General features: G+C 63.9%; 12 protein-coding genes. 5 read left to right on the top strand and 7 right to left on the bottom strand.

Annotation, left to right across the window (positions count from 1 at the left end; all coding sequences use genetic code 11):
* Positions 1-15: 15 nt before the first annotated feature.
* From WCE05_RS10255 to WCE05_RS10235, 5 genes are all read right to left on the bottom strand, one after another.
* Positions 16-1002 (bottom strand): zinc-binding dehydrogenase, encoded by a 987-nt coding sequence (locus WCE05_RS10255; RefSeq protein WP_368815854.1) that lies wholly within the window; start codon positions 1000-1002, stop codon positions 16-18.
* A gap of 136 nt (positions 1003-1138) precedes the next feature.
* Positions 1139-1546: an SRPBCC family protein gene (locus tag WCE05_RS10250; RefSeq protein ID WP_225789219.1), complete on the bottom strand. Its 408-nt coding sequence runs from the start codon at positions 1544-1546 to the stop codon at positions 1139-1141.
* Positions 1547-1566: 20 nt separating this feature from the next.
* Positions 1567-2364 (bottom strand): SDR family NAD(P)-dependent oxidoreductase, encoded by a 798-nt coding sequence (locus WCE05_RS10245; protein ID WP_253091555.1) that lies wholly within the window; start codon positions 2362-2364, stop codon positions 1567-1569.
* A gap of 101 nt (positions 2365-2465) precedes the next feature.
* Positions 2466-3362 carry a LysR family transcriptional regulator gene (locus WCE05_RS10240; protein ID WP_368815853.1) on the bottom strand — a complete coding sequence of 299 codons (897 nt, stop codon included), beginning with the start codon at positions 3360-3362 and terminating at the stop codon, positions 2466-2468.
* Positions 3363-3664: 302 nt separating this feature from the next.
* The gene (locus WCE05_RS10235) at positions 3665-4600 is read right to left on the bottom strand and encodes a cyclase family protein (RefSeq protein ID WP_253080607.1); all 936 of its coding nucleotides are present in this window, start codon (positions 4598-4600) and stop codon (positions 3665-3667) included.
* Between the two features lie 149 nt (positions 4601-4749).
* Here WCE05_RS10235 and WCE05_RS10230 point away from each other — a divergent pair, with 149 nt between their 5' ends.
* Entirely contained in the window at positions 4750-4929 is a 180-nt protein-coding gene (locus WCE05_RS10230; RefSeq protein WP_253091559.1) for a hypothetical protein, read from the top strand.
* Positions 4930-4987: 58 nt separating this feature from the next.
* Here the strand turns inward: WCE05_RS10230 and WCE05_RS10225 are convergent, their stop codons facing one another.
* Positions 4988-6013, bottom strand: a complete 1026-nt coding sequence (locus WCE05_RS10225) for a substrate-binding domain-containing protein (protein WP_368815852.1) — start codon at positions 6011-6013, stop codon at positions 4988-4990.
* 98 nt (positions 6014-6111) lie between these two features.
* Here WCE05_RS10225 and WCE05_RS10220 point away from each other — a divergent pair, with 98 nt between their 5' ends.
* From WCE05_RS10220 to WCE05_RS10205, 4 genes are read left to right on the top strand one after another with little or no spacing between them, the layout of a single operon-like run.
* Entirely contained in the window at positions 6112-7617 is a 1506-nt protein-coding gene (locus WCE05_RS10220) for a uracil-xanthine permease family protein (RefSeq protein ID WP_225789222.1), read from the top strand.
* Positions 7618-7638: 21 nt separating this feature from the next.
* Positions 7639-9036 (top strand): amidohydrolase family protein, encoded by a 1398-nt coding sequence (locus tag WCE05_RS10215; RefSeq protein WP_368815851.1) that lies wholly within the window; start codon positions 7639-7641, stop codon positions 9034-9036.
* Positions 9037-9056: 20 nt separating this feature from the next.
* On the top strand, positions 9057-9770 hold the full coding sequence (locus tag WCE05_RS10210) for a sulfite exporter TauE/SafE family protein (protein ID WP_253080609.1): 714 nt from the start codon (positions 9057-9059) through the stop codon (positions 9768-9770).
* Positions 9771-9815: 45 nt separating this feature from the next.
* Positions 9816-11072 (top strand): OprD family porin, encoded by a 1257-nt coding sequence (locus WCE05_RS10205; RefSeq protein ID WP_368815850.1) that lies wholly within the window; start codon positions 9816-9818, stop codon positions 11070-11072.
* 45 nt (positions 11073-11117) lie between these two features.
* Here WCE05_RS10205 and WCE05_RS10200 read toward each other — a convergent pair whose 3' ends face one another.
* Entirely contained in the window at positions 11118-11927 is an 810-nt protein-coding gene (locus WCE05_RS10200; protein ID WP_225789226.1) for a LuxR C-terminal-related transcriptional regulator, read from the bottom strand.
* Between the last annotated feature and the right edge of the window lie 35 nt (positions 11928-11962).

The following is an 11962-nucleotide window of genomic DNA, read 5'->3' as shown; positions in this document are numbered from 1 at the left end:
GGCGAGGCGGTTGGATCACCCCAGCCGCGTCACCCACTTGCCCGATGCGCGGCCTTCCTTGAGTTGGCGCAATGCCTTCGGCAGCGCATCGAAGGCAAAGTCCAGGCGCTGCGGCATTACCAGCCGGCCCTCGGCGACCATTTGCAGCAAACGCTCCCCTTCGACCTTCAACGCCTGGCGATCGAGCCGCAGACCATGGGCATGGATGCTGTTGAGCGCTACTTCATGCAACGAGATCGCTGTGCTGAAGGCGGGCAGGGGGGCGGCTTCCTGGCGGTCCTGGATGCACACCAGGTGGCCGTTGTAGCCGAGCAGGCAAGCCAGGCTCGCCGCATGCTCTCCACTGACGGTGTCGAACAATGCATGCAGCGGGCGCTCACCCAGGGCGGCTTGCAGGCGTGCTTGCCAGTCACTGGCGCGGTAGTCGAACACCCCGACCACGCCCAGTTGCCTGAGGCGGTCGTGGTGTTTCTCGCCAGCGGTGGCCCATACGCGCAAACCGCGCTGCACGGCGAGCTGAACAAGGTAGAAGCCCACCGCGCCACCGGCGCCCACTACCAGCACGTCACGGGAGGCGCCGTCGGCTACCTTGGCCAGGGCCTGCCAGGCGGTGAGGGCTGGGCACGGGACCGCTGCGGCGGCGGGGTCATCGAGGTTGGCGGGGATGTGCATCACCAGGCTTGCATCGAGCAGGCAGTACTCGGCAAAGCTGCCATCGCGGGACAGGGACTGGTGATAGGCGACACGGGTGCCCAGGGGCAGGTCGACCCCTTCACCGACGGCGGCAACGGTGCCGGCACCATCGACGCCGGGCACGGTGCCCTGGCGCCAATCGGCATGGCCCCATTCGCAGATCTTCCAGTCCACCGGGTTCAGGGCGATGGCGCGGTTAGCCACCAGCACATGGCCGGGGCCGGGTGGGGGGAGGGGTTTGTCGATGAGCTCAAGGCCGTCCAGGCCGGCGCCCGGGGTCCAACCCCAGGCGCGATGCGTGGTGGACATGGGGAATCCTCTTGAGAGAAGAAGGGGAAGGGTAGCGAGGTGTAGCGGGGGGAAACAGCTGCACTGGCGCAAAGGCGTGTTGATCGAGGGGCAACAATGACGAGGGGCCGCTGTGCGACGGCCCCTTGTGTTCATTTCAGCCCAGGGTCTTGGCCAGGGCTTGCAGACCACCGTCGTAGATGCCGGTGAACAGTGCGATGGCTTCATCGTCGCTCACGCCAACCGGGGTGAACTCGCCGAGCCATTCCACCAGGCTGCCCTGGCCGTCGGCTTTGACCCGCAGGGTCGACAGATAGCCGGTCACCGGGAACGGGCTGGTGAGGATCGAGTAACTGTAGCTGCGCTGTTGTTCATCGAAGGCCATCAGGCGCTCGATGATGGTGTTGCCATCCGGGTCTTTCAGCGAGCGCACGCGGCCGCCTTCGCTGGAGATACTTTCAGGGATGAACGGCAGCCAGTCGGGCAGGCTGTCGAAGCCGCCGATCAGGGCCCAGACGTGATCAGGGCTGTGGTGGGTTTTCAGGGATGCGTAGGCGTTGGCCATGATGGGTTCTCCAGTTGAATTCAGATAGCGAGGCTGTCGACCACACCACCGTCGACCCGCAGGGCCGCACCGGTGGTGGCGGAGGAGTAAGGGGAAGCGAGGTACACCACCAGGTGGGCGACTTCATCGACCTCGGCGGCGCGTTGGATGATCGAGCTCGGGCGAGCGGTGCGCACGAAGTTGTCCGCTTCTTCGCGAAGACTGCGGCCGGACACCTTGGCTGCTTCAGCCACCAGGGTGGCAACGCCGTCGGTGAGCGTCGGGCCGGGCAGTACCGCGTTGACGGTGACGCCAGTGCCTGCCAGGCGCTTGGCCAGGCCGTGGGATACGGCGAGGTTGGCGGCCTTGGTCACTCCGTAGTTGATCATGTCGGCCGGGATGGCAATGCCGGACTCGGAGGAGATGAACAGGATCCGCCCCCAGCCTTTGTCGACCATGCCCGGTGCGTAGTGGCGAGCCAGGCGCACGCCGGACAGCACGTTGGTGTCGTAGAAGCGGCTCCACTCGCTGTCGGGGACATCGAAGAAATCGACGTCATCATAGATGCCCAGGTTGTTGACCAAAATGTCGGCGCTCGGGTGGGCGTCGAACAGGGCTTGGGCGCCTTCGGCGGTGCCCAGGTCGGCAACCACGCCGTGGACCTGGCCACGGCCACCTTGGGCGTGCAGTTCGGCCAGGGCGGCGTCGACCGACTTCTGGCTACGGCCGGCGATGACCACGTCGGCATGGGCGCGGGCCAGGCCGCGGGCGATGGCCAGACCAATACCGCCGGTCGAGCCGCTGATGATGGCGGTGCGTGCGCCGAGGTCGATGTTCATGGGATGGCTCCTGTGGATGAGTTGCATCGATGGGAGCCATGCTAGTGCTGCCTGGTAAGACTGTAAAAGACATAATTCGACTGAGTTAAGACCTTGTATGTCTACTCTGCCTGCGCCAACACCCGCTTGCGGAACACGCTCACGATCGGCCGCAGATCCACCCGGTGCCAGGCTGCCCACAGCTGCACGCAGGGGCTGAACCACGACAGCTTGCGCAGCACAACGGTGGGCCCTGCGCTGGTGGACAGGCTGCTCTGGACCATCGCCAGGCCCAGCCCGGCGGACACCAGTCCGAGCACGCTCAGCGGGTCGTTGGCCTCCAGCGACAGGCGCGGGGTGAAGCCTGCGTCGGCGCAGCGGGCGATGAAATCGTCGCGTTTGTTGATCTGGTCAGGCTGGCCACCGGTGATGATCCATTCCTGCTCATGCAGGTCGGCGGGCGTGAGTTCGGCCTTGACGGCCAAGGGGTGCTCGGCGGGAATGGCCAATAGCAGAGGGTCGTCCAGCACGGGTTGGCCACGCAGGTCGGGGTCGTCGCTGGGCGGGGGCTCGCAGACCAAGGCGATGTCCAGGCTGCGCTGGCGCAGGCCTTCGAACTGCTCGCGCGGGGTCATGTTGTAAAGGGCGATATGGATGTTCTGGCGTTCGCTGCGGATGGCCCGCACCGCGCCGGGCAGGACGCCGGCATGGATAGCGTGGTTGACGTAGCCGATGCACAGGCCGCCTTCCTCGCCACGGCCCAGGCGCTTGCCCAGCGACTCCAGGCGCTCGGCATGCTTCAGCAGGCCGCGGGCTTCGGACAAGAAGGTGCGGCCGTCAGCGGTGAGGTACAGGCGTTGGTTGCGCCGCTCGAACAGGGCAAGGCCCAGATTGCCCTCGAGCTGGGCGATCTGCCGGCTCAGGGGGGATTGGGAGATGTGAAGCTGCTCGGCCGCGCGTCCAACGTTCTCGCATTCGGCGACGGCGACGAAGTAGCGCAACTGACGTAGATCTTGCATGAGACCTCCAAGGGAACTGTCCGGAGTTTTACTCGGACAGCTCTGCCTTGGCTAGCCTCCCTGGCGGGCGAACTACTGTCTCGCCCACGGCGCTGGTAGCGACCTTGCCGCGTCCGCCCAGCCATACCAGCAGCATGCACCGGCAGCAGACCCATAGGGGTAATTCGGTGGTGCCGATACCAAAGGCCCCGATGGCCGGGGCGAGCAGGGGGTGTCCGGTTTCAAACCTTTGACTGGGAGTCATTAATAGAGATGCACTTGCCTATCGCGGCGCACAGGCAAGAGGCATCAATGATGTACGATCAGTGGATGGCCACCGGGTTGATGTTGACTTGGGTCGAGCCCTTGTACAGCGGCTGGCCCAACACGAACAGGAACTCGAAGGCTTTGTCGCGCACCAGGGCGCGGGTGTCGATCAGTTCCAGGTTGTAGATGCCGCGCTTGGCCAGCATGAACTGGTTGACCGGGAACTCTTCGCCCGTCGGGTTGGGGTAGACCTCCGAGGCCCAGGTGTCGCCACCGAAGGCGACGATGCCCTGGTCGGCCAGCCATCGAGCCGCTGGCAGGTCGATGCCGGGCTCGGTGGCGAGGAACTGCTGGTTGTCCTTGCCGATCAGCTCCAGCCAACCGGTGTTGAACAGCACCACATCGCCCTTGCGCAAGGTGATGCCTTGTTTCTTCAGCACGGCCTTGATGTCGTTCACGGTGAACGACGTGCCGCCCGGCACGATGGCCTTGCCGTAGTAGGTGGTCATGTCCAGCACCACGCCACGGGTGACCATCGGCGGTACCTTCTCGACCCCAAGCTTGGTCACGCCTTCGACGGTGACGAAGTCGGCGGCCTTGTTGCCGTTGTAGTAGACGTTGTCGATACCGATGTGGCCGATGCCGTTGAGCTGGGTGCCGACGCCGGTCCAGCCGTTGACCAGCTCGTCGTTGAAGCTGAACTTGTTCTTGCCCAGGGTCCGGCCGGCCTGTTCGCCGGGCTGGATGTTGTAGAGGTGGAAGCTGCGGTGGCGGAAGGCCGGCAGGTCCTTGCTCACCGGCACGGCGAGGGGGTAGGTTTTGCCGGTCTTGACCAGGCCGACGGCCTGCTTGACCACCTCGGGGGTGAGCAGGTTGGCGGCGCCGATTTCGTCCTGCTTGCCGTAGGGTGAATCCTGCCAGTCAGCGGCCAGGGTGGCTTGGGCGCTGGTGGCCAGGGCGGCGGCGAGCAGCAGGGGCTTGAAGTGGTTCATCCGGAATCTCCTGATCGGGAAGTGATGTCAGGCCCGGATTCTGGGCGGGGGCAAGGGCGAGAAAAAGCGGCGGGCAGGACAATGACTTTTGCGTGTAGGTCAAAGGATGACGGCCCCTCTGCGCGGTGAGGCCTGAAAGCGGCTACCGGTTGAGCGGCATCATTAGCCAGCAGCAGGTCCGCGAAGGTCAGCAGCAGATTGACGCAGCGGTGCAGAGCGTAGACCGCCTGAGCCAGGAGATCGAGCAGTCGGCCAAGTCGATCCAGCAACTGGAGCGTGACAGCAATGCCATCCCTACCGGCTTGCAGCATCGTTTACCAGGCACTTGAGCACCCATGTCCTGCCATGCTGCGCCTGAGCAAACGAAAAATCAGGCCTCCAAAGGTTTCATACAGAGCCTAGGCTCGACTCACGCGCAACCAGCGTAGCCATCGGAGCATCAATACGCTGACGCTCGCCAGTATCATTGATTTGCTCGAAGAGCAGCTCGATGGCCAGGGCAGCCACGTCTTCAAGATGCATGTCCAACGCCGTCAGTGGCGGTGTACTTTCGCGTGCCCGCAAGCCGTCGTAGCGCGTCACCACCTTCACGTCCTGGGGGATCTTGAGCCCTTTGTCCCGCAACGCCCGCACGGCGCCGGTGGCAAAGGCATCGACCGGCACGCACAGGCCGTCGATGTCTGGATGCGCTTGCAACAGTTCAAGGCACGCGGCCGCACCGGCTGCTTCGCCCCCCCCTTCATCTGCCCGAACGATCGCCGGTACCTGGTCGTTGGCGGTGCAGTACGCCCGGTAGGCCTGCTCCATGTCCAGGTAGGAGTGCCGGGATTGCGCCCCGATCACCAGGCCGATGTGCCGGGCGCCCTGTTGGTGCAGGTGGTCGAGCAGCAGTGTCCCGGTGGCTTCGCCATGCATGTCGATGTACGGCAAGGCCTGTGCCTCGGGTTGGCGCCCGATGGACACCAGCTTCACGCCGCGTTTGCGCAAGCGCGCAACGTTCGGGTCGTTGGCGACCGGTTCGATGATCACCGCACCGTCGATATCCAGGCTATCAAGCAGGTCCTGGGCCTCATCCATGGGCGGCACCAGCACCAGCGCCACGCCTCGACGCAGCGCCGCCTCTGTAGCGGTGGCGGCGATTTCCATCAAGAAGCCCAAGCGCGACGACCCACCGGCCACGGCAAAGGGCATGGAGGAGAGCAGGGCAATGGCGTTGGCACGGCCGGTGCGCAGGCGCTGGGCACGCAGGTTGGGGCTGTAACCCAGGCGTTCAGCGACTTCCTTCACCAGTGCCCGGGTCGCCGGATCGACTTGCCCGCGATCATTCAGCGCGTGGGACACGGTGGTGCGCGACACCCCGGCGGCGTTGGCGACATCGGCAATGGTGAGGCGGCGAGACGTGCTGTTGGGCATAGACAGGTGGGCTCTTTGAAGCGATGGCGGCAGTTATACGCTGCCTGAAGGCTATCAGCTACTGAGGCGCGCCGGGGTGATGGATGCGTTGACAGTCGATGTGGACAGGGATACATTTCACCCAAATCGATTTGGGTAAACAAACAAATCGATTTGGTAGGGGAGATGACAGCATTTTTCCTGCCAAGGCTCGTCCAGATCCAAATAACAATAATTCAATGGGCCGTCGCTGGCGGCTCAGGTCGAGGTGGGATATGCCGGATATCGAAAAGAACCCTGTTAGCCCTGTTGATGAGCGCCTGCCCTGGCGCCAGTTGCTGATGTTTGGTGCCCAGCATGTGCTGGTGATGGCGGCATCGCCGATCGCGTCGGTGTTTCTGATGGCCACGGCCCTCGGCTTTTCCAGTGAGCTGACGCTACAGCTGCTCAGCGCCACCTTTCTGGTCTGTGGCCTGGGCACGTTGTTGCAGTCGCTGGGCTTGCGGGGCTGTGGCGCACGCCTGCCGTTCATCATGCTGCCTGGCGGCGCACCGATCATGTTGTTCATCCTGATCGCCCAGCAGAACGGTGTGGCGACGGCATCGGGCGCGGTGATCCTGACGGGCATTTTCTACTTTCTGGTGTTGCCGGTGTTTCGGCGCCTGCTACGGTTTTTCCCTTCGGTGGTCGTGGGCACCATGTTGCTGCTGGTCGCGGTCAACCTGGTCAAGCTGTCGGGCCAGTTGATTGTCGGCCAGCCCGGCAGCGCGCATTTCGCCGCGCCCCAGCAACTGCTGCTGGCCTTTGCCACCATCGCCATCACCGTGCTCTGCGCGCGGCTGTTGCGCGGCACGCTGGGCCAGTTGTCGATCTTGCTGGGCTTGCTGGGCGGCAGTTTGCTTGCAGTGGCCATCGGCGCATTCGACCGCGCAGGCCTTGGTGCCTACCCCTTGTTGAGCCTGCCGACCTTCATGCCGTTCGGCGTGCCGCACTTCGATGTGTTCGCCTCGATCCCGCTGATGCTCTTTTGCCTGGTTTCGATGGTAGAGGCCACCGGCCAGACCGTGGCCATCAGTGAAGCGGTAGACAAACCCCTGGACGTACATAAAGACGTGGTGCGGACGATCCGTGGCGATGCGCTGACCTCGATCTTCGGTGGTTTCATGGGCACTTCGCTGATCATCACCAGCGGCGAAAACATCGGCGTCATCCGCGCCACCCATGTACGTTCACGCTATGTGACTGCAGTTTCCGGCGTGTTGTTGCTGGTCTTCGCCTTGCTTGCCCCGCTGGCACGGTTGATCGAAGGCGTACCTGAAGCCGTGGTCGGCGGTACCAGCCTGATTGTGTTTGCCATCGTCGGCACCATGGGCATCGACATGCTGCGCAAAGTGGACCTGCGCAACCACGGCAACATGTATGTGGTGTCCATCGCCCTGGCCGTCGGGCTACTACCGATTCTTGTGCCTGGCGTCTACAGCCAGTTCCCCAACGGCATCGCCGGGCTGCTCGGCAATGGCGTTGCCATGGGCGCGCTGACCGCGGCTGTCATGAACTTTCTTTTCCATTGCATTGGCCGCCCGCACACCGCCGCGGACGCCAAGGCAAAGCTGATCAACTCCTGACCTGCACACTAAGGTTTTTATATGAACTGCTCCTTTACCCATCACCTGGCAGTTTCGCCAGAGCACCTTGTCGCGCCCGGCCAACTGCTGGCCCCCGACTGGCTGTTGCTGCCGGAAGGGCCGCTCCGAGATCACGCCGTGCGCGTGGTCGATGGCCACTTCGCCGATGTCGGCCCGCTGGCGCTGCTGCAAGGCCGCTATCCCGACCATGCCGTCCTGCGTCTTGAAAACCAGCTGTTGATGCCGGGCTTCATCGATACCCATCACCACCTCAGCCAGAGCTTCGGCAAAGGCCTGGTGTTTGGCGAGCCGTCGGAGATCTTTCGTCGCGTGTGGATTCCCCTTGAGGGCTCGCTGGATACCGACCTGCTGTACCTGACCAGCAAACTGGCCGCCTTCGAGTCGTTGCGTGGCGGTTTCACCACGGTGTGCGATGCCGGTACCCGCTCCAAGGAGGGGGTGGAGGCAATTGCCCAGGCGGTCCATGAAGTGGGCATACGCTGCGTACTGGCCAAAACCTGCAACGATCTGGAAGGCGAGCGTGTACTCGATGCCCGCCAGGTGCTCTCGGTGGCTGAGCAGCACCTGGCCGCGTGGGACAACGACTCGCTGATCACTCCGTCGCTGGCAATCCCCATCCCCGAGATTGCCACCGACCCCACCCTGGGCGCTGCGTACCGCCTGTGCCATGAGGCGGGCAGGGTGTTCCAGAGCCATGTCAACGAACACCTGGTTGCAGTCGAGCGTTCCCTTGAGCGTTACGGGGTAAGGCCCCTCGAGCAACTGCACCGGGCGGGCGCGTTGGGGCCGGGGGCATTGCTGGCCCACGCGACACTGCTGACCTCGAACGAGCTCTGCCTGCTGCGCGATAGCGGCGCAGCCGTGAGCTACAACCCGGTGGCCAGCGCCTGGAAAGGCAATGCCGTTGCCCAGGCGCACCTGATGCACTGCCTGGGAATTCCCGTTGGCCTGGGCACCGACGGCACCCGTGGTGACGGTTTCCGCCTGCTCGATTACGCCGAAGCCGCGCAGCGCTTTGCCCATGGGTTGCCGGTTGGCGACTCGGTGTGTGGCAGCGGCCAGTTGTGGCTGGACATGGGCACCGGTAGCGCCGCTGACGTGCTGGGGCTGGGCAAGGTGACCGGGCGCATCGCGTCGGGTAAGGCGGCGGATTTCCTGCTGGTGGACCTGGCGGTCCCCGAGTTGCTGCCGTCCTGGAACCTGCCCTGGGACCTGGTCAGGCTCGCCAACCGCGACCAGATCCAGGCCGTGGTGGTGCAGGGCAAGGTACGCCTGTGGCAAGGCTGGCCCACTGACTGGGATGCACGCGACCTGATGCGCCGGGTCGATGCGCTGGCCAGAAGCGTCGTCGACCAGGCCCCCATCCATAAAGTGCACCCCTTGCCGAGCGTGGCTTGACTGACAGGAACGAAAGAACGATGAATCTACCCTTCGACCCCCTGTACATCATTGCTGTCGCCGTCGCGTGCGGTGCGCTTATCCAGGGTACGACGGGCATGGGCTTCGCACTGATCGTGGCACCGGTAATGGGGTTGCTGGCGCCGGAGTCCTTGCCCATCAGCCTGCTGATATTGATGTTGCCGCTCAATGCCGCCGTTGCCTGGCGCGAGCGTAGCGCCATCGATTTCAGAGGCAGCTCGTGGATTACCCTGGGGCGTTTTGCCGGCACGTTTGGCGGTCTTTGGATCCTGCTCTTGCTGCCGCTTTCGCAGCTCAACCTGCTGATCGGGCTGTCGACGATCGCCGCGTGCCTGGCCACTTGGTTGGCGCCGTCTTTTGTGCCCGGGCGCCGGGCGCTGATCTCAACCGGCGTGATCACCGGCATCACCGAAACCGCCACCGGTGTGGGCGGCCCGCCGCTCGCCCTGGTGTACCAGCACTCGCCGGTGGCCACCTTGCGGGGCTCTGTGGCCCTGTGCTTTCTGGTGGGAGAGGTGATTTCGCTGGTGGCGCTGGCTGTGGGCGGGCATTTGCACACCGAGCAGGTCTCTCCGGTGCTGGCCCTGTGCGTGCCTTTGGCGCTGGGTGTGGTCGCCAGCCACTGGGCCCGCCACCTGATCAACGAGACGCGCCTGCGCCGCTTCGTACTCATCTTCGCCTTCGTCTCCGGGGCGCTTCTGCTGGTGCAATAAGCCCCCCCATCGCATTCCACAACAAGTACAAAAAAGGAATTCGTCATGTTTGCCTTGAACAACCCGATTACCCGGGCGGCTCTGTTGTGCACGTCTGCCTGGTCCGCCATGGCGGATGCAGGCTTGATCGATGACAGCAAGGCCACGGTATTGCTGCGCAATTACTACTTCGACCGCGACTACAGTGACACCGGTGCGGTGCAAAGCCAGCGCCAGGAGTGGGCCCAGGGCTTCATCATCAAAGGCACTTCCGGCTACACCCCGGGCGCTGTGGGCGTGGGCCTGGATGTCCTGGGCCTGGTGGGCGTCAAACTGGACAGCAGCCCGGACCGCACTGGCACCGAACTGCTGCCCTATGACCATGACGATGGCCGTGCGCCGGCCAGCTATGGCCGTTTGGGGCTGACCGCCAAGGTGCGCTTGTCGCGCACCGAACTGCGCTTGGGGGAACTGATGCCAGACGTGCCCATCCTGCGCTTCAATGACGGTCGGTTGCTGCCGCAGACCTTTCAAGGCGCCATGCTGACCTCCAGGGAGATCGATCGCCTTGTCCTGCATGTCGGCCAGATCCACGCCTTCAGCCCGCGCAGTGCCGCAGACAGCGAAGACCTTTACCCCTCGGTCGGCGGCCGTACCGTTGCAACCGCGACCTCTGACCGATTCACCTACGCCGGCGGCGAGTACCGCCTGGGCAAGGATTCGGCGCTAGGGTTGTGGACGGCGGAGCTGGACAACGTCTACCGGCAGAACTACTACAGCCTCACGCACTATCAACCGGTTGGCGGTTGGACGGTCGGCGGTGTGCTGGGAGCGTTCGACACCCGCGACACAGGCCGTTCGCTGGCAGGCGCGCTGGACAACCAGGCGGCTTCACTGCTGCTGTCTGCCGCCCATGGTGGTCACCGGTTCTACATGGGGTGGCAGCGAATGTACGGGGAGGACGGTTGGGTCACGATCGACCGCTCGCTGGGCAGCACCTTGGCCAACGACATGTTCGCCAACACCTTCGTGTACGCCAACGAGCGGTCCTGGCAACTGCGTTACGACTACAACTTCGCCGCGCTGGGCATACCGGGGTTGACGCTGTTGGTACGCTACGCCCACGGCGACCATATCCATAGCGCCGAGACCTCCAACGGGCGGGAGTGGGCGCGTGATGTGGGGCTGACGTATACCTTTCAGTTTCGCAGCCTTCAGGGGCTCAGCGTTCGTTGGGTCAACGCTGAGGTGGGGCGGGATTTTGGGGTAAGCGATTTTACTGAGAACCGGTTGATTGTGAGTTTGCCGGTCGAACTCTTTTAAACTCAAAACCGCTCCCACTACCTCACCCTTTGGACCCGCAAAGCATCACCGCCAACGCCCTGCCTGAGTCGCCAACCCAATCAGCTCCCGCAACCCACTGGTGCCCAGCTTGCGATAAAGACGCTTGATATAGGTGGCCGCACTGGAAGGGCGTACCCCCAGGCTCACAGCGATTTCATCGTTGTCGATACCGCTCAGCAGCAAGCGCAGCAGCTCCCGGTCACGCAACGTCAACTCCGGATACAGGCCAGCCAGCCGCTCGGTCAGCAACAGCGGCAGTTCATTGGCTTGCAGGTAAGCCAGGTAATGCATCCGCACGATCTGCATCAACAGCGGCGCCGAGGCCTCCATGAAGTCCAGCTCCTGGGCAGAAAAGCTGCCGTGTTCACGCCCTCGGTAGAAGTTCACCGACAGCCAGCGCCCCTTGTCACAGCTGGCCAGCAGTGCGAGCCGCTCGGCGATCTTCGGTTGCTCGTAGCAGATGCGCCGGTATTCAGCATGGCCGATGTCGTCGATACGTTGGCGCTGCACCACGATTCGCTCGCCGCCATTGCTGCAGGCCATGGCGTGCTGGTTGCCGTCCTGGCTGTAGAAGCGCTCGGCATAACGGCTGGAAATCTGCAACAGCGACACTTCGCGGGCCCGGTCGGCGAAGGTGAACACCTGGGGGTTGCGGCGTGGCGCGTAGGCGAACACCGTGCACTGCGCCAGGGGAATGCCGCTGCCAATCAACTGCAGCAGGTCGCCGGCCAGTTGCCGCCGATGGTTCTCTCCAACCCGGCCCAGCAAGGCGGCTGCCTGCCCGATGTTCAGGCAGCGCTCCGGCTCGATCGTGCGCAGCGGCCAGAATTGCATATCCGTTTCCTCACTAGGGCGTCGACTTCGAGCAC

The sequence above is a fragment of the Pseudomonas sp. I2 genome, from assembly GCF_040984075.1.
GTDB lineage: Bacteria > Pseudomonadota > Gammaproteobacteria > Pseudomonadales > Pseudomonadaceae > Aquipseudomonas > Aquipseudomonas guariconensis_B.
This window is presented reverse-complemented; position numbering and strand designations above follow the sequence as displayed.

Coding starts and splice junctions, on each gene's coding strand:
- WCE05_RS10220 (WP_225789222.1), top strand. CDS start 6,112: ATGTGGACAGGGATACATTTCACCCAAATCGATTTGGGTAAACAAACA.
- WCE05_RS10250 (WP_225789219.1), bottom strand. CDS start 1,546: ATGGCCAACGCCTACGCATCCCTGAAAACCCACCACAGCCCTGATCAC.
- WCE05_RS10205 (WP_368815850.1), top strand. CDS start 9,816: ATGTTTGCCTTGAACAACCCGATTACCCGGGCGGCTCTGTTGTGCACG.
- WCE05_RS10235 (WP_253080607.1), bottom strand. CDS start 4,600: ATGAACCACTTCAAGCCCCTGCTGCTCGCCGCCGCCCTGGCCACCAGC.
- WCE05_RS10240 (WP_368815853.1), bottom strand. CDS start 3,362: ATGCAAGATCTACGTCAGTTGCGCTACTTCGTCGCCGTCGCCGAATGC.
- WCE05_RS10210 (WP_253080609.1), top strand. CDS start 9,057: ATGAATCTACCCTTCGACCCCCTGTACATCATTGCTGTCGCCGTCGCG.
- WCE05_RS10255 (WP_368815854.1), bottom strand. CDS start 1,002: ATGTCCACCACGCATCGCGCCTGGGGTTGGACCCCGGGCGCCGGCCTG.
- WCE05_RS10225 (WP_368815852.1), bottom strand. CDS start 6,013: ATGCCCAACAGCACGTCTCGCCGCCTCACCATTGCCGATGTCGCCAAC.
- WCE05_RS10245 (WP_253091555.1), bottom strand. CDS start 2,364: ATGAACATCGACCTCGGCGCACGCACCGCCATCATCAGCGGCTCGACC.
- WCE05_RS10200 (WP_225789226.1), bottom strand. CDS start 11,927: ATGCAATTCTGGCCGCTGCGCACGATCGAGCCGGAGCGCTGCCTGAAC.
- WCE05_RS10215 (WP_368815851.1), top strand. CDS start 7,639: ATGAACTGCTCCTTTACCCATCACCTGGCAGTTTCGCCAGAGCACCTT.